We start from the raw sequence: 21,972 nt of genomic DNA, 5'->3' as shown, positions 1-21,972 counted from the left end.
ACGCACCCGCAGACGAAACGCAACCCATTCGTCGGGGTGTAAACCGGCGGAGCCCGTCGCACGATGGCTGCATGCTGCTGACCCGGCTGGCCCAGGTGTCCCAGGAGGTCGCCGCGACCTCCGCGCGGTCCCGGAAGATCGCTCTGCTCGCGGAGCTGTTCCGGGACGCCGAGGCGGACGACGTACCGATCGTCATCCCTTATCTGGCAGGACGGCTGCCGCAGGGGCGGCTCGGCATCGGCTGGAAGGTGCTGAGCCGCCCGGTCGCCCCGGCCGCCGAGCCGAGCCTCACGGTGCGCGAGGTGGACGCCAGGCTGTCCGGGCTCGGCAAGGTGTCAGGCACCGGTTCGCAGGCCGAACGGGGCCGTCTGGTCGGCGAGTTGATGGGGGCGGCCACCGAGAACGAGCAGCGGTTCCTGTTCGGGCTGATCACCGGCGAGGTGCGGCAGGGCGCCCTGGACGCCGTCGCGGTGGAGGGTCTGGCCCAGGCGACAGAGGCACCGCCGGCGGACGTGCGGCGGGCGGTGATGCTCGCCGGGTCGCTCCAGACGGTGGCCGAGGCCCTGCTCGCGGACGGCCCCGCCGCCCTCGAACGCTTCCGGCTCACCGTCGGCCGCCCCGTCCTGCCGATGCTGGCGCACAGCGCCTCCTCGGTGTCCGAGGCGGTCGGCAAGCTCGGCGCCTGCGTGGTCGAGGAGAAGCTGGACGGCATCCGCGTCCAGGTCCACCGCGACGGCGACGCCGTACGGATCTACACCCGCACCCTGGACGACATCACCGACCGGCTCCCCGAACTGACCGCTACCGCACTTGAGTTGAGAGGCGAGCGCTTCATCCTGGACGGGGAGGTCATCGCCTTCGACGGCCGGGGCCGCCCCCGTTCCTTCCAGGAGACGGCCGGACGCGTCGGCTCCCGCGTGGACGTGGCGACGGCGGCGAAGGAGGTCCCCGTCTCCCCGGTCTTCTTCGACGCCCTGTCCGTCGACGACCGCGACCTGCTCGACCTGCCCTTCGCCGAACGGCACGCGGAACTGGCGCGGCTGGTCCCCGAGCCGATGCGCGTGCGCCGCAGCCCGGTGTCCGGGCCCGAGGACCTCGCGCGGGCCGAGGACTTCCTCGCCGAGACCCTGAAGCGCGGCCACGAGGGCGTGGTCGTCAAGGCGCTCGACGCCCCCTACAGCGCGGGTCGGCGCGGCGCCTCCTGGCTGAAGGTCAAGCCGGTGCACACCCTCGACCTGGTGGTGCTGGCCGCCGAATGGGGCCACGGCCGCAGGACCGGCAAGCTCTCCAACCTCCACCTGGGCGCTCGCACGGCGGACGGCTCCTTCGCCATGCTCGGCAAGACCTTCAAGGGCATGACCGACACGATGCTGAGCTGGCAGACCGAGCGGCTTCAGGAACTCGCGGTCGAACACCAGGGCTGGGGAGTGACCGTGCGCCCCGACCTGGTCGTCGAGATCGCCTACGACGGCCTGCAGCGCTCCACCCGCTACCCGGCCGGCGTGACCCTCCGCTTCGCGCGCGTGGTCCGCTACCGCGAGGACAAGCGGCCCGAGGAGGCCGACACGGTCGAGACCCTGCTCGCCGCCCACCCGGACGTGAAGCCGTGACCGCGGAGGTGACGCCGTGACGTCGTCCGGCGGGAAGCGCGAGAAGCGCAGCGCGGGACTGCTGCTGTTCCGCCACACCGATGGCGGTCTGGAAGTGTTGCTCGGCCATATGGGCGGCCCGTTCTTCGCCAAGCGCGACGCCGGGGCCTGGACGGTCCCGAAGGGCGAGTACGAACCCGACGAGCCCGCCTGGGACGCGGCCCGCCGCGAGTTCCAGGAGGAGCTGGGTCTGGCACCGCCCGACGGGGAGGCCGTACCGCTCGGCGAGGTCAAGCAGTCGGGCGGAAAGATCGTCACGGTGTGGGCGGTCGAGGCAGACCTCGACCCGGCGACGGTCGTCCCCGGCACGTTCGTGATGGAGTGGCCGCCGCGCTCGGGGCGGACCCAGGAGTTCCCGGAGCTCGACCGGGTGGCGTGGCTGGGCGTCGACCGGGCGCGCGAGGTCGTCGTCAAGGCCCAGGCCGCGTTTCTCGACCGGCTGGCGGAGCACTCGGCCTGAGCGGCCGTACACGCGTTGCGGTAGCCACCGCCGCGCGGGAAGGTCGAAGCATCAGCCCGCTCCCAGGAGGTCGGTCATGCCCATCGCGACGGTGAACCCGGCGAACGGCGAGACGCTCAAGACGTACGAGGCCATGGGTGCCGAGGAGATCGAGCGCAGGCTCCAGCTCGCCGAGGCCACGTTCCGCACGTACCGGACGACCAGCTTCGTCGACCGGGCTCGCCTGCTGGTCCAGGCCGCGAGTCTCCTGGAGGGGGACCAGGACGAGATCGCCCGGACGATGACCACCGAGATGGGCAAGCCCATCAAGCAGTCGTGCGCGGAGGTCGCCAAGTGCGCCAAGGCGATGCGCTGGTACGCCGACCGTGCCGAGCAACTGCTCGCCGACGAGGAGCCGCCCGACTCCGACGTCAAGGACTCGGGCGCCTCCCGGGTGCGGGTGCGCTATCGCCCCCTGGGCCCGGTGCTGGCGGTGATGCCGTGGAACTTCCCCCTCTGGCAGGTGATCCGCTTCGCCGCCCCGGCGCTGATGGCGGGCAACGTCGGCCTCCTCAAGCACGCCTCGAACGTCCCCCAGACCGCCCTCTACCTGGAGGACCTGTTCCACCGCGCGGGCTACACGGAGGGCTGCTTCCAGACCTTGCTCGTCGGCTCCGGACAGGTCGACGAGATCCTGCGCGACGAGCGCGTCAGGGCTGCCACGCTCACCGGCAGCGAGCCGGCCGGCCGCGCGGTCGCCGCCACCGCCGGGGAGATGATCAAGAAGACGGTCCTGGAACTGGGCGGCAGCGACCCCTACGTCGTGATGCCGTCGGCCGACGTCGACCGCGCCGCGCAGATCGCGGTGACCGCGCGCGTGCAGAACACCGGTCAGTCGTGCATCGCCGCCAAGCGGTTCATCGTGCACACGGACGTCTACGAGGCGTTCGCCGAGCGGTTCGTGGAGGGCATGAAGGCGCTGGTGGTCGGCGACCCGATGCAGGAGGAGACGGAGGTCGGCCCGCTGTCCAGCGAACGGGGGCGGGACGACCTGGAGGAGCTCGTCGACGACGCCCGGCGCAGCGGAGCGGCCGTGCTGTGCGGCGGCCACCAGCTCCGCCGGCCCGAGCTGCCCGGCTGGTACTACGCGCCCACCGTGCTCGCCGGCATCACCCGCGAGATGCGGATCCACCGCGAGGAGGCGTTCGGGCCGGTCGCCACGCTGTACCGGGCCGACGACCTGGACGAGGCGGTACTGATCGCCAACGACTCACCGTTCGGACTGAGTTCGAATGTGTGGACCCGCGACGAGGCCGAGGTCGACCGGTTCGTACGGGATCTGGAGGCCGGAAGCGTGTACGTCAACGGGATGACGGCGTCCCATCCGGCGTTCCCGTTCGGCGGAGTGAAGCGGTCCGGATACGGGCGTGAGCTGTCCGGGCACGGAATCCGCGAGTTCTGCAACATCACCACGGTTTGGCAGGGTGCGTGAGCGCCGCGCGACTACGATCCCGGGTGTGAACCGCGAAGTTACTCTGCCGCTGATCGTCGATGACCGCGGGACCTTGCAGGTGGCTGCCTCCGATGTGAGCAAGCTGCTGCGCACGGTGGGTGGTCGGTGGCTGCACCTGGTCGAGGCCGGGGAGGACGGGCTCGACGAGGACACGGTGGCTGCGCTGACCATCGAGCTGGCGAAGCTCGCGGACCGCATCGATGTGGCGTGCATCGCGCACAGCAGCGGCACCGCACCATAGGAGAGCTCCGCAGGGCGTGCGGACGCCCTGCGGCAAACCCCTGCGGCGCTACCGAATCGACATGCCCGACAACGTACGGGCGATCACCAGCCGCTGGATCTCGCTCGTGCCCTCGAAGATCGTGTAGATCGCGCTGTCGCGGTGCATGCGCTCCACCGGGTACTCCCGCGTGTAGCCGTTGCCCCCGAGGATCTGTATCGCCTGAGCGGTGACCTTCTTCGACGTCTCGCTCGCGAACAGCTTCGACATCGACCCCTCGGCCGCCGTGAACGGCTTCCCGTTGACCGCCATCCAGGAGGCACGCCACACCAGCAGCCGCGCGGCATCGATCTGCGTCGCCATCTCGGCCAGCTGGAACGCCACGCCCTGGTTGTCGATGATCGGCCGCCCGAACTGCTCACGCGTCATCGCGTAGTCGAGGGCGACCTCGTACGCGGCACGGGCCGTACCCACGGCCATCGCGCCGACGGCCGGACGCGAGGCCTCGAACGTGGCCATCGCCGCGTTCTTCACCCGCTCGCCGCCGCCCGCCCTGGCCCGCTCACGGGCCCGCGCCAGCCGCTCGTCCAGCTTCTGCTTGCCGCCCAGCAGGCAGGAACCCGGCACCCGCACGTTGTCCAGGACGACCTCGGCGGTGTGCGAGGCACGGATGCCGTGCTTCTTGAACTTCTGGCCCTGGGCCAGGCCGGGCGTGTTCGGCGGCACGATGAAGGACGCGTGCCCCTTGGATCCCAGGTCCGGGTCGACGACCGCGACGACCACGTGGACGTTGGCGATACCGCCGTTGGTCGCCCAGGTCTTCGTGCCGTTGATCACCCACTCGTCCTTGGCCTCGTCGTACACGGCACGGGTCCGCATCGAGGCCACGTCGGAGCCTGCGTCGGGCTCGGAGGAGCAGAACGCGGCAAGCTTGACATCGTTGGCATCGCCGTACATCTGGGGCACCCAGGTGCCGATCTGCTCCTCGGTGCCGTTCGCGAGGACGCCGACGGCGGCGAGGCCGGTGCCGACGATCGACAGGGCGATGCCCGCGTCACCCCAGAACAGCTCCTCCATCGCCATGGGGATGCCGAGACCGGTCTGGTCGAAATACTGCTGGGCGTAGAAGTCGAGCGAGTAGATGCCGACCTTCGCGGCCTCCTGGATGACCGGCCAGGGAGTCTCCTCACGCTCGTCCCATTCGGCGGCCGCGGGGCGGATCACATCGGCGGCGAAGCCGTGCAGCCAGTCCCGGACCTCCTTCTGTTCGTCGTTGAGCTCCATGGTGAACTCGGCCATGTCCCCTCCAGCGGCGTACGTGCATGCTCGATGCTTGTTACTAGCGGTAACCTTAGTTTGTTACTCGCGGGTAGATAAAGTCAACCCGCGATGCCCGGTCGGCAGTCCGTTCGATGGTTCCGGCTGGTTGAGTGTTAGTTTGCGCATGCGTCATCGATTCACCACGGGTGGGGAGAGCTCATGGACACCACGCAGCGGACCGAGCAACAGCGGTCCGCCGACCGCCGTCGGCGCGAGCTGCTGGAGGCCGCCGACAGAGTGGTGCTTCGCGACGGCCCGCAGGCCTCGATGAACGCGATCGCGGCCGAGGCGGGGATCACGAAGCCGATTCTGTACCGGCACTTCGGTGACAAGGGCGGACTTTACGCGGCGTTGGCCATGCGGCACACGGACGCGTTGCTCGACTCGCTGCGGGCGGCGCTGGACGCCCCCGCGGACCGGCGTGAGCGCGTCGAGGCCACGTTGGACACGTATCTCGCGGCGATCGAGGCGCGGCCTCAGGTGTACCGGTTCCTGATGCATCCGGCGGAGGGTGGCCAGCCGGGGGACCCGGGATTCGACGTCGGCAAGCACTCGGCGCCGTTGCTCCGCAGGATGGGCGAGGAACTGGCCACCGTCATCGAGGAGCGGCTGGATCTCGGTCCCGGCAGTCAGCAGCTGGCCCGGGTATGGGGGCACGGGATAGTCGGGATGATGCATGCCGCGGGTGACTGGTGGCTCGGGGAACGACCGTGCTCGCGGGCGGAGTTGGTGCGCAGTCTGGCCGACCTGTTGTGGGGGCGGTTGGCCGCGGCGGGGGACAAGATCGGCGGTCCGGGGTTCTGACGGTCCCTAGGTGGGCAGCGCCGGCCTGTGCCACGAGGCTCGGGCCACCTGTCGCATCAGGCGCCGGTGGCGCCAGCCCGTTACGCGGTCCGCGTACAGCCTGCCCTCCAAGTGGTCGTACTCGTGCTGCAGGCACCTCGCGAAGAAGCCCGTCCCGTGGATCGTCACCGGCTCCCCCGTCACCGTGAAACCCTCGATCACCGCATGGTCGTACCGCTCCGTGCCCGCCTCCAGGCCCGGCAGGGACAGGCAGCCCTCCGGGCCGCGGAGCACCACCCCGTCCGTCTCCACCAGCCGAGGGTTCACCACATGCCCGAGGTGCCGGACGTCCTCGTCGTCCGGGCAGTCGTACACGAACACCCGCAGCGGCTCGCCGATCTGGTTCGCGGCGAGGCCCACGCCACGCGCCGCGTACATCGTCGCGAACAAGTCCTCCACCATCGTCGCCAATTCGGGACCGAAGTCGGTGACATCCTTGCAGGGCGCCTGGAGCACCGGGTCGCCGAGCACGGTGAGGGGACGGACGCGCCCGCGCGCGCCCGGAATCGAGCCGTTTCGCATGGCCGCAAGGGTACGGCGATTCGGGAGTGCGAATGGATCTCGATAGGCTGACCACCACCACGTTGCCGTCAGGCAGAGGCGCGGCGCGTACGCAAGGAGGATCGAGGACTGATGTCAGGCAACTCGGACCCGCTTTCGCCGCGGGCCAAGCTGGCCGTGACCGCGGGCAAGGCGGTCGCGGCGGCATCGCGAGCCGCGGGGCGCGGTAGCGGTTCGGTGATCGGCGGCCGGGTGGCACTCAAGCTCGACCCCGACCTCCTCGCCCGGCTCGCGCAGAACCTGGACGTGGTCCTGGTGTCGGCGACCAACGGCAAGACCACGACCACCCGGCTCATCGCGGAGGCCCTGCGGGCCGCCGGACCGGTCGTCTCCAACGCGCTCGGCGCGAACATGCCGGCCGGCATCACCTCGGCACTCGCGGGCAGCTCGGAGGCGCGCTACGGCGTCATCGAGGTCGACGAGAAGTACCTCGCCGGGGTCGCCCGGGACACCGACCCCAAGTGCATCGCGCTGCTCAACCTCTCCCGTGACCAGCTGGACCGCGCCGCCGAGACCCGCATGCTCGCCGAGAACTGGCGCGAGGGACTCACCGGCTCGAAGGCCGTGATCATCGCCAACGCCGACGACCCGCTGGTCGTGTGGGCGGCCTCCTCGTCCCCGAATGTGATCTGGGTCGCCGCCGGGCAGATGTGGAAGGACGACGCCTGGTCCTGCCCGTCGTGCGGCGGTGTGATGCAGCGGCCGGGCGACGACTGGTTCTGCGGTGAGTGCGGCTTCCGACGTCCCACGCCGAGCTGGGCGCTGTCCGGTGATCACGTCCTCGACCCGCACGGGTCGGCCTGGCCCATCCACCTCCAGCTGCCCGGGCGCGCCAACAAGGCCAACGCCGCCTCCTCCGCCGCCGTGGCCGCCGTGTTCGGAGTGCCGCCGCAGGTCGCCCTGGAGCGGATGTACCAGGTGCAGGCCGTCGCGGGGCGCTACGACGTCGTGCAGTTCGAGGGGCGGGACCTGCGGCTGCTGCTCGCCAAGAATCCGGCCGGCTGGCTTGAGACGTTCTCCCTCATCGACCCGCCGCCGACCCCGGTGATCCTCTCCGTGAACGCGCGCGGCGCCGACGGCACCGACACCTCCTGGCTGTGGGACGTCGACTACACGCGGCTGACCGGGCACCCGATCTGCGTCGTCGGCGACCGCAGACTCGACCTCGCGGTGCGGCTGGAGGTCGCGAACCAGCAGTTCCAGGTCTGCGACACCCTCGACCAGGCCGTGCAGCTGTGCCCGCCGGGCCGGATCGAGGTCATCGCGAACTACACCGCGTTCCAGGACCTGCGCCGCCGCGTCGGCAACTGACGTACTCAGACGTACTCACAAGGACAGTGACTTCATGAGCGACAACAGTCTGCGGGTCGTCTGGATCTACCCGGACCTGCTCAGCACGTACGGCGACCAGGGCAACGTCCTCGTCGTGGAGCGCCGGGCGCGGCAGCGCGGCCTGGACGTGGCCCGCCTCGACGTGCGCAGCGACCAGCCGATCCCGACCTCCGGCGACATCTATCTCATCGGCGGCGGCGAGGACCGGCCGCAGCGGCTGGCGGCCGAGCGGCTGCGCCGGGACGGCGGTCTGTCCCGGGCCGTCGAGAACGGTGCCATCGTGTTCTCGGTGTGCGCGGGCTACCAGATCCTCGGCCACGAGTTCATCAACGATCTCGGCCAGCGCGAGCCCGGTCTCGGCCTGATCGACGTGGTGTCCGTGCGCGGTGAAGGGGCCCGGTGCGTCGGTGACGTGCTCGGCGACATCGACCCCCGCCTCGGTCTGCCCCCGCTGACCGGCTTCGAGAACCACCAGGGCGTCACCCACCTCGGCCCCACCGCCCGCCCGCTCGCCAAGGTCCGCTTCGGCAACGGCAACGGCACGGGCGACGGTACGGAGGGCGCGTACAACGACACCGTCTTCGGTACGTACATGCACGGGCCCGTGCTCGCCCGGAACCCGCTGATCGCCGACCTGCTGCTGAAGCTCGCGCTCGACGTGAACGCGCTGCCGCCGACCGACGACCGCTGGTACGAGGCGCTCCGCAACGAGCGCATCGCTGCCGCGCAGCAGCCTGCCTGACGGTCCTCGCACCTGCTCGTACACCTGGGTGCCGGCCTGCTGTCACCAGCCCGTCTGACGGTGCGTCCGCACAGGTGAGCGGGGTCGTCCAGCAGGCGGACGCAGGGTTCGGCCCCGCCCCCTGATGCCGCTAGGGTGGCGGGGATTCGAGCCGGACAGCGTGGTCCGGTCCCGGCCCACGTTGAGAAGGTTTTTCGGGCTATGCGCATTGGTGTCCTCACGTCCGGCGGCGACTGCCCCGGCCTGAACGCCGTCATCCGGTCCGTCGTGCACCGCGCCGTCGTCGACCACGGCGACGAGGTCATCGGCTTCCGGGACGGCTGGAAGGGCCTCCTGGAGTGCGACTACCTCAAGCTCGACCTCGACGCGGTGAGCGGCATCCTGGCTCGCGGCGGCACGATTCTCGGCTCCTCCCGGGTCCAGCCCTCCCATCTGCGGGACGGCGTGGAGCGGGCGAAGGGCCATCTCGAGGAGCTCGGCCTCGACGCGATCATCCCGATCGGCGGCGAGGGCACACTGAAGGCGGCCCGGCTGATGTCGGACAACGGCCTGCCCGTCGTGGGTGTGCCGAAGACCATCGACAACGACATCGCGGTCACGGACGTCACCTTCGGTTTCGACACGGCCGTCGGCGTTGCGACCGAGGCCCTGGACCGGCTCAAGACCACCGCCGAGTCCCACCAGCGGGTGCTCGTGGTCGAGGTCATGGGCCGGCACACGGGCTGGATCGCGCTGCACTCCGGCATGGCGGCCGGCGCGCACGCCATCGTCGTGCCGGAACGGCCCTTCGACATCGAGGAGTTGACCCGGGTCGTCGGCGCGCGGTTCGAGGCGGGCAAGCGCTTCGCGATCGTCGTGGCGGCCGAGGGGGCGAAGCCGAGGCCCGGCTCCATGGCGTTCGACGAGGGCGGCAAGGACATCTACGGGCACGAGCGGTTCGCCGGGATCGCCCGTCAGCTGTCCATCGAGCTGGAGGGGCGCCTGGGCAAGGAGGCCCGGCCGGTGATCCTCGGACATGTGCAGCGCGGTGGTACGCCCACCGCCTACGACCGGGTCCTCGCGACGCGGTTCGGGTGGCACGCGGTGGAGGCCGTGCACCGGGGTGAGTTCGGCAAGATGACCGCACTTCGCGGGACCGACATCGTGATGGTGTCGCTGGCGGAGGCCGTGGAGACGCTGAAGACCGTGCCGGAGGACCGGTACGAAGAGGCTGAGTGCGTGCTGTAGCTCCGGTTCGCCCTCGAACTGATGCCCCCGGTCGCAATGGCGACCGGGGGCAGTTCTAGTCTGTCTGCGGACAGACTTGCACAACCCCCACGAAACAGGAGCCGGCGGATGGATCACAGCGGGCACGGCATGATGATGGATCTGCCGCCGTTCACGCTGGGACGGGGGCTCGCGTGGTCCGCGGACCCGTTCTTCCTCGTCGCCTGTCTGCTGGGGCTCGCGCTGTATGCGTGGGGGGTCGTGCGGCTCGCACGGCGCGGCGACAAGTGGCCCGTGGGGCGGACCGTGTCGTACGTCGCAGGGGTGCTGTCCGTGATGCTGGTCATGTGCACCGGGCTGAACGACTACGGGATGGTCATGTTCAGCGTGCACATGGTGCAGCACATGGTGATCAGTATGTTGTCGCCGATTCTGCTCCTGCTCGGTGCGCCGATGACGCTGGCGTTGCGTGCGATGCCGCCGGCCGGGCGGGGGCGCAAGGGGCCGCGGGAACTGCTGCTGGCCCTGCTGCACAGCCGGTACATGCGGATCATCACGCATCCGGCGTTCACCATTCCGCTGTTCATCGCCAGTCTCTACGCGCTGTACTTCACGCCGCTGTTCGACTTCCTGATGGGCTCCACGACGGGCCACATCGCGATGATGGTGCATTTCCTCGCCGTGGGTGTGGTGTTCTTCTGGCCGATCATCGGCGTGGATCCCGGTCCGCATCGGCCGGGGTATCTGATGCGGATGCTGGAGTTGTTCGCGGGAATGCCGTTCCACGCGTTCTTCGGCATCGCGTTGATGATGGCGTCGGAGCCGATGGTCGAGACGTTCAAGAACCCGCCCGCCTCACTCGGCATCGACGCTCTCTCCGACCAGAACGCGGCCGGCGGCATCGCCTGGGCGTTCAGTGAGATTCCGTCCGTGCTGGTGCTGATCGCGCTGCTGTTCCAGTGGTACGGCTCCGAGCAGCGGCAGGCCAAGCGCAAGGACCGGGCCGCCGACCGGGACGGTGACAAGGAACTCGAGGCGTACAACGCCTATTTGGCCTCATTGAACGCACGCGGGAACTGAGGAAACCGAAAGGCTGCGTCTTTCAGTAGCATGAAGCGCGTCGGGGGAACCGCCGGGGGGAGCGGTAATGGCGCTTCGCGTTTTCGTGCACAGGTCCGAAATAGCGGCGATTCGGAGGATCGCCGTCCTGTTGGTCTTCGTTCTGGCGCTCAGTGGGTGCGATCGGAACACACCGTTGTCCGTGGTGAAGGCGGTGGCCGCGGGAGTTCCGTCGCTCGCGCCCTTCTTCGACGAGAACCAGGGGCTGGGGCGGGACGCCCAGGTCCGGGCGCCGACGGCACACGGCGGTCTGCAACAGGGCGACACTCCTGGGCTGTACGGGGGTTCGAAACAGCCGACGATCTGCGACGTCGTACGGCTGGAGGAGTTCCTCACCGACCCGGCCAATGAGCGCAAGGCACAGGCCTGGGCAGCCGCGCTCTCCATCAGTGCAGCAGAGATTCCGGGATATCTCGGCCGCCTCACACCCGTACTCCTGCGTCACGACACTCTCGTGAAGAACCACGACTACAAAAAGGGAAAGGCCGTCCCCTTCAACGCGCTGCTGCAGACGGGAATCGCGATTCTCGTCGATGAGCGGGGGCTTCCCGCGGTGAAGTGCTCGTGCGGAAATCCGCTGCGGCCCTTCGAGGGTGACACGACGCGGATAAAGGTCGAGTTCGACGACCGCAACGAGGAGTGGAAGGGCTACGAGAGGTCGTCCGTGGTGGCCGTGCGGCCCGCGACGCGGAAAGTGGAGCAGCTCGCTCTCGTCGACGTCCAAGAACCCGACCGGGGCGTCAACCGTCCCGTCGGCACCACGGGCGAGGACGACACGGAGTTCGACACACGGGAGCGGCGTGCGGTGCCCGACCTCACCGGGACGACGTTCGGGCAGGCGAGTCGGCGGCTGGCCGGCAAGGGGCTGGCGGCCGCCATCGCCGGCGGAGGGCTGCCGCCGGACCACGCCCGGGTCACGGCATCGGATCCGCCGGCCGGGACGGAGCTGCGGTTCGGGGAGTACGTGACGTTGAGCGTGGCCGGAGGGACGTCGTCCGGTGGCTCGTCGAGCGGGACGTCCACTCCCCCGCGTTCGGGGTCGGGGCCGGAGCCCGGGTCTTCCGAGTCGACGCGGGATGCGTCGGGCTCGACGCCGTCGACGTCCTCGTCGTCCTCCACGTCCCCGCCGTCCGGCTCGGCTCCACCGCCGTCGTCCTCCGGATCCGTCAGCTCCGGACCGAGCAGCCCGGGCCACACCAGCGGGCCCCCGTCCGCGGGCCCGCCGTCCTCCGCGACGCCGCCCTCGTCCGAGCCGGCCTCTTCCGACCCGCCGTCCAGCTCGGCGAAGCCCCCGTCGTCCAAGGACCCCACGTCCAGCGCACCACCCCCGTCCCCGACCGGCTCACCGCCGGAGACCACCAGCTCGGCCCCGACCAGCGCTCCGGTCACCAGCAGCGCGCCGCCGCCCGAGACCAGCCGGCCCGCGACGAGCGCCCCGTCCACCGGCGGGCCCAGCGCAAGCTCGACCGTCTGACAACCACGTAGCGCACCCGCAGAACCCGGGAGTCACCGGATGCCTTCAGGATCATCGACGTCGGGAGTGGGCCGGGTCGTCGCCGGCCGCTATCTGCTGCTGAACCGGCTCGGCAGCGGCGGCATGGGCCATGTCTGGCTCGCCCATGACCGGAGACTCGCCTGCGAGGTAGCGCTGAAGGAGATCGTGTTCCGGGATCCCGTCGAGGCCGGCGAGCGCGAGGCCCGGGTGGCCCGTGCCCGTACGGAGGCCCGGCACGCGGCGGGGCTGCGCGGGCATCCGCACGTGGTGACGGTGCATGACGTGCTGGAGCACGAGGGGCTGCCGTGGATCGTCATGGAGTACGTGACGGGCGCCGTCGATCTGCGTGACCTGATCGACCAGCGCGGGCCGCTGGCACCCGCGGAGTGCGCCCGCATCGGGCTCGCCGTCCTCGACGCGCTGACCGCCGGACACCAGCGGGGCATCATGCACCGGGACGTGAAACCGGCGAACATCCTGCTGGCCCCGGACCGCACCGGGGCGCGGTACGGGCGTGTGCTGCTCACGGACTACGGCATCTCGGTGCAGCCGGACGCCGGTGAGACGCGGTACACGCTGGCGTCGGTGCTCGTGGGCACGGCGGGCTATCTGGCACCGGAGCGGGTCACGGGCGGGGCACCGACGCCGGCGACCGACCTGTTCTCGCTGGGCTGCACGCTGTACCACGCCGTCGAGGGCCGGGGGCCCTTCGACCGCGAGTCGCATCTGGCCCAGGTCACCGCGGTGGTCATGGAGGAGCCCCCGCCGGCCGTGCGGGCCGGGGCGCTGGGGCCCGTCCTGCGGGCGTTGCTGGAGAAAGATCCGGCACTGCGGATGTCCGCTGTGGAGGCGGAGGCGGCGCTGTCACGGATCGTCACTCCGGAGGTCGACGCGTACGCGCGGACACAGACCGACCTGGGTTCGCAGCCGCACTGGGACGGGGCGCCGCCTGGGCGCATGCCCGGCGCGGCGGGCCTCGGCTCCCTGCCCATGCCGATGCCCGAGCGGCCCGGCGGCCCACCGGGCTTCGGTCCCGCGTCCGGTGCACACGGTGTTCGACAGGGCCCCGGTCCCGGTCCCGACCCCGACGGGCGGCGCCGAGCCCGTCCCCGCATCCTCCACGCGGTCCTCGGCGGCACCCTCGGGCTGGCCCTCGCGGGAGTGGGCGTCTGGTACGCCATGGCCCGGTCGCCGGACACCACGGGGTCCGCGCGGCCGTATGGCGACACCGTCGGACTCGGCAGTGCGCTGAAGGACGGCGACTGCGTGCTCGCCGACTGGCCCGGCACGGCTCCCTTCCGGGGCACGCCCCGGCTCAGTGTTGATCCCGGTTGCCGGGAGAAGGTGCCCGACGGGCAGGTGTTGGCGTTCGCCTCGGCCGCGTCCGCCGCCGAGGCGCGGGAGAAGGGGCCGGGGGCGTGCGAGGAGCGGACGGAGGAGGTTCGCGGGAGGCTGGCGGACGTCCGCAGCTTCGCCGTCGTACCGACCGAGGCGGGCTTCGAGGCGGCCGGGCGACGCACCGCCTGTCTGGTGCTGGGCGCGCACGGGCCGGTGTACGGGCCGCTGGGCGGGCATCGGAAGCCGGGGTCGGCCTTCGCAGACACGGCGACCATGCAGCGCAGGGACTGTCTGGACGTCCGCTCCCGCCGGGACGCCCGCCTGGTGTCCTGCACGGGCCCGCACGACGAGCAGGTGCTCGGGTTCACCCGACTGGGCGCCGACGTCACGCTGGCCGAGGCGCGCACGGAGTCGGACACGGCGTGCGCCCGCGAGGTGCCGCCACGCGACTACGGCTTCGATCCTTCCGTCTACACGGCGGGCTCCTGGACGAGCGAGGGGGCCTGGAAGACGGGCACTCATTTCGTCGTGTGCACCGTCAGGAAGCAGAACGGGGGCACCATGGAGGGGGACGAAGCCTAGGAGGGTGTTGCGATGCCCGGTTCTACGGACGGTTCTACCAAGGCGATGGGGGTGGTCACCGTCGGCGGACTCGTCGTGGTGACTGCCTACACGGTGGCGCTCGGGAGCAATGGCTGGCTGTGGTTCGGGTGGGTGGTGCTGGGGCTGATCACGCTGGGGATGGTGGCCAGTCGCGGCAGCTGAGCCTCACTCCCGGGTGAGCCGCCCCGCGGAGTGCACACCCGGCTGGTACTTCGGCAGCCGGGCGGTGATCTTCATGCCCGCTCCCGGGGCGGTCTCGATGACGAGCCCGTAGGCGTCGCCGTAGACCTGCCGGAGCCGGTCGTCGACATTGGACAGCCCGATGCCGCCCGACGGGCTGACCTCGCCGGCCAGGATGCGGCGCAGCAGGACGGGGTCCATTCCGGCGCCGTCGTCCTCGATGACGACGAGGGCCTCGGCGCCGGCGTCCTGTGCGGTGATGCTGATGTGGCTCCTGCCCGCGGACGCCGCCTTGCCCTCCAGGCCGTGCTTCACGGCGTTCTCGACGAGCGGCTGGAGGCAGAGGAAGGGCAGGGCCACCGGCAGCACCTCGGGGGCGATCTGCAGGGTGACCGACAGGCGGTCGCCGAAGCGTGCCCGCACGAGCGCCAAGTAGTGGTCGATGGCATGCAGTTCTTCGGCGAGGGTGGTGAAGTCGCCGTGCCTGCGGAAGGAGTAGCGGGTGAAGTCGGCGAACTCCAGGAGCAGTTCGCGGGCGCGCTCGGGGTCGGTGCGCACGAAGCTGGCGATCACCGCGAGCGAGTTGAAGATGAAGTGCGGGGAGATCTGCGCCCGCAGGGCCTTGATCTCGGCCTCGATCAGGCGGGTGCGGGACTGGTCGAGGTCGGCCAGCTCCAGCTGGACCGAGACCCAACGGGCCACCTCGCCGGCCGCGCGCACCAGCACGGCCGACTCCCGGGGTGCGCAGGCGACGAGGGCGCCGTGGACCCGGTCGTCGACGGTGAGCGGGGCGACCACCGCCCAGCGCACCGGGCAGTCGGGGGTGGCGCAGGTCAGCGGGAAGGCCTCGCCACGACCCGACTCCAGGGGGCCGGCGAGGAGTTCCATGATCTCCGTACGGTGATGTCCGCCGACCCCGTCCCAGACCAGGACGTCCTTCTGGTCCGTCAGACACAGCGCGTCCGTGCCGAGCAGTGAGCGGAGCCTGCGGGCCGACTTGCGGGCGGTCTCCTCGGTGAGCCCGGCGCGCAGCGGGGGCGCGGCGAGGGAGGCGGTGTGCAGGGTCTCGAAGGTGGCGTGCTCGACGGGGGTGCCGAGGCCGCCGGAGTTCTCGGGGCGGGCGGTGCGCCGGCCGAGCCAGAAGCCTGCGGCGAGCAGCGGGAGGATGGCCACGCACAGGCCTGCGATGAAGCCGCTCATATCGCCTCCGTCGCACGCCGTCCGGCCATGAGACACCTCATGCCTTCACCTCCGCCCGAAGTTCCTCCGGCAGATGGAACCGCGCCAGGATCGCCGCCGTGCCGGCCGGCACCCGGCTCGGCGTGGCCAGGGAAACCAGCACCATGGTGAGGAAGCCCTGCGGCACCGACCAGAGCGCGGGCCAGGCGAGCAGCGCGTGCAGGGCGCCGGAGCCCGGGAAGCCGGCCATCGTCGCCGCGACGGCGAGCAGTGCGGAGCCGCCGCCCACCAGCATCCCGGCTGCCGCGCCGGGCGGGGTCAGCCGCCGCCACCAGATGCCGAGCACGAGCAGCGGGCAGAACGAGGACGCCGACACGGCGAAGGCGAGGCCCACCGCGTCGGCCACGGGGAGTCCGCCGACCAGGGCGCTCGCGGCGAGCGGGACGGCCATGGCGAGGACCGTGCCGAGCCGGAAGTGGCGTACGCCGCGGGACGGGAGGACGTCCTGGGTGAGTACTCCCGCGACGGCCATGGTCAGGCCCGACGCCGTCGACAGGAACGCGGCGAAGGCGCCGCCCGCCACCAGCGCGCCGAGCAGGTCACCGCCGAGGCCGCCGATCATGCGCTCGGGCAGCAGCAGGACGGCGGCGTCCGCATCTCCGGAGAGGGCGAGTTCGGGGGCGTAGAGGCGGCCGAGGGCGCCGTAGACCGGGGGCAGGAGGTAGAAGGCGCCGATCAGGCCGAGCACGGCGACGGTGGTGCGGCGGGCGGCGACGCCGTGCGGGCTGGTGTAGAAGCGGACGACGACGTGCGGCAGGCCCATGGTGCCGAGGAAGGTGGCGAGGATCAGTCCGTACGTGGCGTACAGCGGGCGTTCGCCGCGGCTCTCGGCCTGCGACGGCGACAGGCTGCCGCTGCCGCCGCGGTCCGGGTCGGGGACGGGGGCGCCCTTGTCGAAGGTCAGGCGGGTGCCGGCCTCGATGTGGTGGGTGCCGGCCGGGAGTCGGACCTTCTGGTCCTCGTGCGTATGGCCGTCGAGGGTGCCGCTCACGGTGACGGTCAACGGGCTGTCGAGCTTCAGGTCGACGGTGTCGTCGACGCGGACGACGCTCTGTTCCCGGAACGTCGCCGGTTCGTCGAAGGCGTGGCGGGGGGCACCGTCGCCCTGCCAGGCGAGGATCAGGAAGAGGGCGGGGACGAGCAGGGCGGTGAGTTTCAGCCAGTACTGGAAGGCCTGCACGAAGGTGATGCTGCGCATGCCGCCGGCGGCGACGATGGCGACCACGACGACGGCGACGATCACTCCGCCGAGCCAGTCGGGCGCGCCCGTGAGGACGGTCAGGGTCAGCCCGGCGCCCTGGAGTTGGGGCAACAGATACAGCCAGCCGGTGCCTACGACGAAGGCGCCCGCGAGCCGCCGTACGGCCTGCGAGGAGAGGCGGGCCTCCGCGAAGTCGGGGAGGGTGTAGGCGCCGGAGCGGCGCAGCGGGGCCGCGACGAACAGCAGCAGGACCAGGTAGCCGGCGGTGTAGCCGACCGGGTACCAGAGCATGTCGGGGCCCTGGACGAGGACAAGGCCCGCGATGCCGAGGAAGGAGGCGGCGGAGAGGTACTCGCCGCTGATCGCGGCGGCGTTGAGGCGGGGGCCGACGGTGCGGGAGGCGACGTAGAAGTCGGAGGTGGTGCGGGAGATGCGCAGGCCGAAGGCGCCGACGAGGACGGTCGCGAGGACGACGAGGGCGACGGCGGGGACGGCGTAGCTGGAGTTCACGTCCGCATCGGTTCTTTCGGGCTCAGCGGTCTTCGACGAGCCGTACGAAGTCCCGTTCGTTGCGCTCGGCTCGGCGCACGAACCAGCGGGCGAGCAGGACCAGCGGTGCGTAGAGGCCGAAGCCGAGGATCGCCCAGACCAGGGGGCGGGCGTCCGGCATCGCCGCGAAGAGCAGGGGCAGCGGGCCGATGAGCAGGCCGAGGACGGCGAACACCGCGAGGGCGGTGCGCAGTTGGGTGCGCATCAGGGAGCGGACGTAGGTGTGGCCCAGGGTGGTCTGCTCGTCGATCTCGGTGCGGGGCCGGTAGTAGCCGGAGACGCGGCGGGTCTGCCGGGGCGGGCCGGTGACGACGACGCGGCGTTCGGCGGGGTTCTGGGGCATCGTCACGGCCTCCTCATCAGCAGGTCCCGCAGCTCGCGCGTGTGCCGGCGGCTGACCTGGAGTTCCTCGGAGCCCACCATGACGCTGACGGTGCCCGCGTCCAGGCGGAGTTCGCCGATGTGGCGCAGGGCGACGAGGTGACGGCGGTGGATGCGGACGAAGCCCCGGGAGCGCCAGCGCTCCTCCAGGGTGGACAGCGGGATGCGGACGAGGTGGCTGCCCTTGTCGGTGTGCAGCCGGGCGTAGTCGCCCTGGGCCTCGACGTGGGTGATGTCCTCGACGGAGACGAAGCGGGTCACGCCACCGAGTTCCACGGGTATGTGGTCGGGGTCGGGCTCGCTCACGGGTATGCGGGGCGCGGCGTCGCGGAGCTCGGCGACGCGCAGTTCGACGGCGCGGCGGACCGCCTCGGCGAGCCGCTCCTTGCGGACGGGTTTGAGGACGTAGTCGACGGCCTTGAGGTCGAAGGCCTGGACGGCGAAGTCCTCGTGGGCGGTGACGAACACGACCAGCGGCGGCTTGGCGAAGCCGGTGAGCAGCCGGGCCATGTCCAGACCGTCCAGGCCGGGCATGTTGATGTCCAGGAAGACGACGTCGATCGCCTCCGGCCCGCCCGGCCCCGACTCCAGGGCGCGGTTGATGCGGCGCAGCGCCTCGGTCGCGTCGCCGGCGCCCTCCGCGCTGCCGATGCGGGGGTCGGCGTTGAGGAGGTAGAGCAGCTCCTCCAGCGAGGGGCGTTCGTCGTCGACAGCCAGGGCGCGCAGCATGAACCCGGAGTGTAGGAGCAATTCGCACGCTTGGACATGTGCTCCGGTCGGACGTTCGCGCTGGGTGTCGGGCCGCTTACAGTGCCCTCATGAACAGCGGCGCGGCGTCCTTCGACGAACTCGACCGGAAGATCATCACCGCCCTGATGGCGAACGCCAGGAAGAGCTTCGCCGAGATCGGCACGAGCGTCGGACTGTCCGCGACGGCGGTCAAGCGCCGCGTGGACCGGCTGCGCGACACGGGCGTGATCACCGGGTTCTCGGCCACGGTCCAGCCGTCGGCGCTGGGCTGGCGTACGGAGGCGTACGTCGAGGTTTACTGCGAGGGCGCGGCCCCGCCGCGGCGGCTCGCGGAGGTGGTCCGCAACCATCCGGAGATCACGGCGGCGATGACGGTGACCGGGGGCGCGGACGCCCTGCTGCATGTGCGGGCGCGGGACGTGGAGCACTTCGAGGAGGTGCTGGAGCGCATCCGTGTCGAGCCGTTCATCCGCAAGACGATCAGCGTGATGGTGTTGTCCCATCTCCTCCCGGAGAGTCCGGAAGCGGGCGCGGCGGGCCTCGCCGCGCCGGAGGAAGGCGCAGGAATCTGAGGGCACGCAGCAGGCGTGCGCCAGGTCGGCAAAATACGCAGCATTCCTGCGTGGACACGCAATTTTCGTTGCTTGTCGCTCGTCAGGGTGCCTTCTTACCTTGGTGTCAATCCTCATCGACACCGCAGGAAGCGGAGGAACCCCTCTGTGACCGATACCCGTGTGCCGCGCCGGCGGCGCTTCCTCGTCTGCGAACCCAGACATTTCGCCGTGCAGTACGCGATCAACCCCTGGATGCAGCCCGACGTCCGCGTCGACGTCGATCTGGCGCATGAGCAGTGGCAGTCGCTGATCAGCGCCTACCGCTCCCACGGCCACGCCGTCGACACCCTGGAGCCGGTTCCCGGTCTCCCCGACATGGTCTTCGCCGCGAATTCGGCCGTCGTCGTCGGTGGCCGTGTCTTCGGCTCCCTCTTCCACGCCGGCGAGCGCCGCCCCGAGTCCACGCACTACGACACGTGGTTCAAGACGGCGGGCTTCGACGTGTACCGGCCCGAGTCCGTCTGCGAGGGAGAGGGCGATCTGGTCTGGACGGGCCGTTATGTGCTCGCCGGCACCGGATTCCGCACCACCCGGGAGGCGCACCGCGAGGTGCAGGAGTTCTTCGGCCACCCGGTGATCAGCCTGACGCTGGTGGACCCGTACTTCTACCACCTCGACACGGCGCTGTTCGTGCTCGACGACGACAACATCGCCTACTACCCGGAGGCGTTCTCGCCGGGCAGCCGTGAGGTGCTCGCGCGGCTGTATCCGGACGCGGTGCTCGCCACCCGTGACGACGCCGCGGCCTTCGGTCTGAACTCCGTGTCCGACGGCCGTCACGTCTTCATCGCGCCGCAGGCCGAGGCCCTCGCGGCCCAGCTGGACGAGCGCGGCTATGTCCCCGTCCCCGTCGACCTGTCGGAGTTCCGCAAGGCCGGCGGTGGCATCAAGTGCTGCACCCAGGAGATCCGCTCATGACCGCGCCCGCGCAGACCCGTTCGTCCGCCGATCTGATCCGCGCCGAGGAGCCGGTCCTGGCGCACAACTACCATCCGCTGCCCGTGGTCGTCGCCCGTGCCGAGGGCACCTGGGTGGAGGACGTGGAGGGCCGCCGCTACCTGGACATGCTGGCCGGCTACTCGGCGCTGAACTTCGGTCACCGCCATCCGGCGCTGGTCGAGGCGGCGCACGCCCAGCTCGACCGCCTGACGCTCACCTCGCGTGCCTTCCACAACGACCGGCTCGCCGAGTTCGCGGAGCGCCTGGCCGCGTTGACGGGCCTGGACATGGTGCTGCCGATGAACACCGGCGCCGAGGCCGTGGAGAGCGGCATCAAGGTGGCCCGCAAGTGGGCGTACGAGGTGAAGGGCGTCCCGGCCGACCAGGCGACGATCGTGGTCGCGGCGGACAACTTCCACGGCCGTACGACGACGATCGTGTCGTTCTCCACGGACGAGACCGCGCGGCAGGGCTTCGGCCCGTTCACGCCGGGTTTCCGGGTCGTGCCGTACAACGACCTGGCGGCGCTGGAGGCGGCGGTCGACGAGACGACGGCGGCGGTGCTGCTGGAGCCGATCCAGGGCGAGGCGGGCGTCCTCATCCCTGATTCGGGCTACCTGGCCGGCGTGCGCGAGCTGACCCGCCGCAAGGGCTGCCTGTTCATCGCGGACGAGATCCAGTCGGGCCTCGGCCGCACGGGCCGGACGCTCGCCGTCGAGCACGAGGGTGTCGTCCCGGACATGGTGCTGCTGGGCAAGGCGCTGGGCGGCGGCATCGTGCCGGTGTCCGCGGTGGTGGCCCGCCGGGACGTACTCGGCGTGCTGCGGCCGGGCGAGCACGGCTCCACGTTCGGCGGCAACCCGCTGGCCGCCGCGGTCGGCACGGCCGTGGTCGGGCTCCTGGAGACGGGCGAGTTCCAGCACCGGGCCGCCGAGCTGGGCACGATCCTGCGCAGCGGCCTGTCCGACCTGGTCGGCAAGGGCGTCGTCGGCTTCCGTGCGCGGGGCCTGTGGGCCGGCGTCGACGTCGACCCGGCGGTCGGCACGGGCCGGGAGATCGGCGAGCGCCTCATGCGCGAGGGCATCCTGGTCAAGGACACCCACGGCTCCACGATCCGTCTGGCCCCGCCCCTGACCATCACGGCGGAGGAACTGGTGGGGGCGCTGGGAACGCTGGAGAAGGTACTGAAGTAGTCCGCCCCCCGTCAGCCCGGTCCCTCGCGCAGGGGCCGGGCTACCGGCGTCCCGGCCAGGCCACCGCAAGCCCGACCAAGAAGCCCCGCCACGCAAAGGCACCCCAAGACCAGCACTGGACCCGACTCCCGCACGACTGGCTGGGCACCGAACTGCTCGGCGCACACGGCAGCCCGGTTCCTCACGCAGGGACCGGGCTTCGGGCGTCCGGTCGGGCCGCCCGGGCCCCGGCCGTGCGGCCCCGCCGCGCAAGTACACCCAACACCCGGCACCTCACGCGACTCCCGCCAACCGACCCCACCCGGCCCGGCAACCCGGTTCCCAAAGGGGGGCAGGGCCACCGGCATCCCACCCAGGCCACCACAACCCCGACAAGAAGCCCCGCCACGCAAGGCCACCCCAACACCGGCACCAGACCCGGCTCCCGCCCGACTGGCCGGGTACCGAACCAGCTCGGCGCACACGGCAGCCCGGTTCCTCACGCAGGGACCGGGCTTCGGGCGTCCGGTCGGGCCGCCCGGGCCCCGGCCGTGCGGCCCCGCCGCG

21 protein-coding genes are annotated in these 21,972 nt (G+C 71.1%); 15 read left to right on the top strand and 6 right to left on the bottom strand.

Annotation, left to right across the window (positions count from 1 at the left end; genetic code table 11):
• Window positions 1-71: 71 nt before the first annotated feature.
• The 4 genes from ACZ7L5_RS34230 to ACZ7L5_RS34215 all read left to right on the top strand — a co-directional run bounded on the left by ACZ7L5_RS34230 (window position 72) and on the right by ACZ7L5_RS34215 (window position 3,842).
• The gene (locus ACZ7L5_RS34230; protein WP_471521786.1) at window positions 72-1,610 is read left to right on the top strand and encodes an ATP-dependent DNA ligase; all 1,539 of its coding nucleotides are present in this window, start codon (window positions 72-74) and stop codon (window positions 1,608-1,610) included.
• A 16-nt stretch (window positions 1,611-1,626) separates the two neighbouring features.
• Window positions 1,627-2,109, top strand: a complete 483-nt coding sequence (locus ACZ7L5_RS34225; protein ID WP_471521784.1) for an NUDIX hydrolase — start codon at window positions 1,627-1,629, stop codon at window positions 2,107-2,109.
• A gap of 76 nt (window positions 2,110-2,185) precedes the next feature.
• Window positions 2,186-3,580: an NADP-dependent succinic semialdehyde dehydrogenase gene (locus ACZ7L5_RS34220; RefSeq protein WP_471521782.1), complete on the top strand. Its 1,395-nt coding sequence runs from the start codon at window positions 2,186-2,188 to the stop codon at window positions 3,578-3,580.
• 25 nt (window positions 3,581-3,605) lie between these two features.
• Window positions 3,606-3,842 (top strand): DUF6213 family protein, encoded by a 237-nt coding sequence (locus ACZ7L5_RS34215; RefSeq protein ID WP_328429254.1) that lies wholly within the window; start codon window positions 3,606-3,608, stop codon window positions 3,840-3,842.
• A 48-nt stretch (window positions 3,843-3,890) separates the two neighbouring features.
• Here the strand turns inward: ACZ7L5_RS34215 and ACZ7L5_RS34210 are convergent, their stop codons facing one another.
• Window positions 3,891-5,120, bottom strand: a complete 1,230-nt coding sequence (locus ACZ7L5_RS34210) for an acyl-CoA dehydrogenase family protein (protein ID WP_384190009.1) — start codon at window positions 5,118-5,120, stop codon at window positions 3,891-3,893.
• A 180-nt stretch (window positions 5,121-5,300) separates the two neighbouring features.
• On the opposite strand from ACZ7L5_RS34210, the gene ACZ7L5_RS34205 reads away from it, so the two are divergent.
• Window positions 5,301-5,945 (top strand): TetR/AcrR family transcriptional regulator, encoded by a 645-nt coding sequence (locus ACZ7L5_RS34205; protein WP_328883145.1) that lies wholly within the window; start codon window positions 5,301-5,303, stop codon window positions 5,943-5,945.
• A gap of 6 nt (window positions 5,946-5,951) precedes the next feature.
• Here the strand turns inward: ACZ7L5_RS34205 and def are convergent, their stop codons facing one another.
• Complete coding sequence (gene def, locus ACZ7L5_RS34200; RefSeq protein ID WP_362378977.1) at window positions 5,952-6,506, bottom strand: peptide deformylase; 555 nt, start codon at window positions 6,504-6,506, stop codon at window positions 5,952-5,954.
• A 111-nt stretch (window positions 6,507-6,617) separates the two neighbouring features.
• Between def and ACZ7L5_RS34195 the strand changes: the two genes are divergently transcribed.
• The 7 genes from ACZ7L5_RS34195 (at window position 6,618) to ACZ7L5_RS34165 (ending at window position 14,542) form a co-directional block, all read left to right on the top strand.
• Window positions 6,618-7,856: a DUF1727 domain-containing protein gene (locus ACZ7L5_RS34195; RefSeq protein WP_471521778.1), complete on the top strand. Its 1,239-nt coding sequence runs from the start codon at window positions 6,618-6,620 to the stop codon at window positions 7,854-7,856.
• Between the two features lie 34 nt (window positions 7,857-7,890).
• Window positions 7,891-8,619, top strand: a complete 729-nt coding sequence (locus ACZ7L5_RS34190; protein ID WP_471521777.1) for a type 1 glutamine amidotransferase — start codon at window positions 7,891-7,893, stop codon at window positions 8,617-8,619.
• Window positions 8,620-8,820: 201 nt separating this feature from the next.
• Complete coding sequence (locus ACZ7L5_RS34185) at window positions 8,821-9,846, top strand: 6-phosphofructokinase (protein ID WP_362378971.1); 1,026 nt, start codon at window positions 8,821-8,823, stop codon at window positions 9,844-9,846.
• Between the two features lie 108 nt (window positions 9,847-9,954).
• Complete coding sequence (locus ACZ7L5_RS34180; RefSeq protein ID WP_471521774.1) at window positions 9,955-10,905, top strand: cytochrome c oxidase assembly protein; 951 nt, start codon at window positions 9,955-9,957, stop codon at window positions 10,903-10,905.
• A 67-nt stretch (window positions 10,906-10,972) separates the two neighbouring features.
• Complete coding sequence (locus ACZ7L5_RS34175) at window positions 10,973-12,418, top strand: DUF6777 domain-containing protein (RefSeq protein ID WP_471521773.1); 1,446 nt, start codon at window positions 10,973-10,975, stop codon at window positions 12,416-12,418.
• 39 nt (window positions 12,419-12,457) lie between these two features.
• Window positions 12,458-14,359, top strand: a complete 1,902-nt coding sequence (locus ACZ7L5_RS34170; protein ID WP_471521770.1) for a serine/threonine-protein kinase — start codon at window positions 12,458-12,460, stop codon at window positions 14,357-14,359.
• Window positions 14,360-14,371: 12 nt separating this feature from the next.
• Window positions 14,372-14,542 carry a hypothetical protein gene (locus tag ACZ7L5_RS34165; RefSeq protein WP_328429244.1) on the top strand — a complete coding sequence of 57 codons (171 nt, stop codon included), beginning with the start codon at window positions 14,372-14,374 and terminating at the stop codon, window positions 14,540-14,542.
• Window positions 14,543-14,545: 3 nt separating this feature from the next.
• Here the strand turns inward: ACZ7L5_RS34165 and ACZ7L5_RS34160 are convergent, their stop codons facing one another.
• The 4 genes from ACZ7L5_RS34160 to ACZ7L5_RS34145 are packed head-to-tail and all read right to left on the bottom strand — an operon-like array spanning window position 14,546 to window position 18,659.
• Window positions 14,546-15,760, bottom strand: a complete 1,215-nt coding sequence (locus ACZ7L5_RS34160) for a sensor histidine kinase (protein WP_471521768.1) — start codon at window positions 15,758-15,760, stop codon at window positions 14,546-14,548.
• A 37-nt stretch (window positions 15,761-15,797) separates the two neighbouring features.
• Window positions 15,798-17,510, bottom strand: a complete 1,713-nt coding sequence (locus tag ACZ7L5_RS34155; RefSeq protein ID WP_471521766.1) for a sodium/solute symporter — start codon at window positions 17,508-17,510, stop codon at window positions 15,798-15,800.
• Between the two features lie 22 nt (window positions 17,511-17,532).
• On the bottom strand, window positions 17,533-17,892 hold the full coding sequence (locus tag ACZ7L5_RS34150) for a hypothetical protein (RefSeq protein ID WP_328883136.1): 360 nt from the start codon (window positions 17,890-17,892) through the stop codon (window positions 17,533-17,535).
• A 2-nt stretch (window positions 17,893-17,894) separates the two neighbouring features.
• Complete coding sequence (locus tag ACZ7L5_RS34145) at window positions 17,895-18,659, bottom strand: LytR/AlgR family response regulator transcription factor (RefSeq protein WP_471521764.1); 765 nt, start codon at window positions 18,657-18,659, stop codon at window positions 17,895-17,897.
• An 89-nt stretch (window positions 18,660-18,748) separates the two neighbouring features.
• On the opposite strand from ACZ7L5_RS34145, the gene ACZ7L5_RS34140 reads away from it, so the two are divergent.
• The 3 genes from ACZ7L5_RS34140 (at window position 18,749) to rocD (ending at window position 21,426) form a co-directional block, all read left to right on the top strand.
• Window positions 18,749-19,252 carry an Lrp/AsnC family transcriptional regulator gene (locus ACZ7L5_RS34140; protein WP_328883134.1) on the top strand — a complete coding sequence of 168 codons (504 nt, stop codon included), beginning with the start codon at window positions 18,749-18,751 and terminating at the stop codon, window positions 19,250-19,252.
• A 147-nt stretch (window positions 19,253-19,399) separates the two neighbouring features.
• The gene (gene ddaH / locus ACZ7L5_RS34135) at window positions 19,400-20,212 is read left to right on the top strand and encodes a dimethylargininase (protein WP_471521762.1); all 813 of its coding nucleotides are present in this window, start codon (window positions 19,400-19,402) and stop codon (window positions 20,210-20,212) included.
• Window positions 20,209-21,426: an ornithine--oxo-acid transaminase gene (gene rocD, locus ACZ7L5_RS34130; protein WP_471521760.1), complete on the top strand. Its 1,218-nt coding sequence runs from the start codon at window positions 20,209-20,211 to the stop codon at window positions 21,424-21,426. Before ddaH ends, rocD begins: the two co-directional genes overlap by 4 nt.
• Window positions 21,427-21,972: the final 546 nt, after the last annotated feature.

It is taken from the genome of Streptomyces sp. NPDC107528, from assembly GCF_055639295.1.
This window is presented reverse-complemented; position numbering and strand designations above follow the sequence as displayed.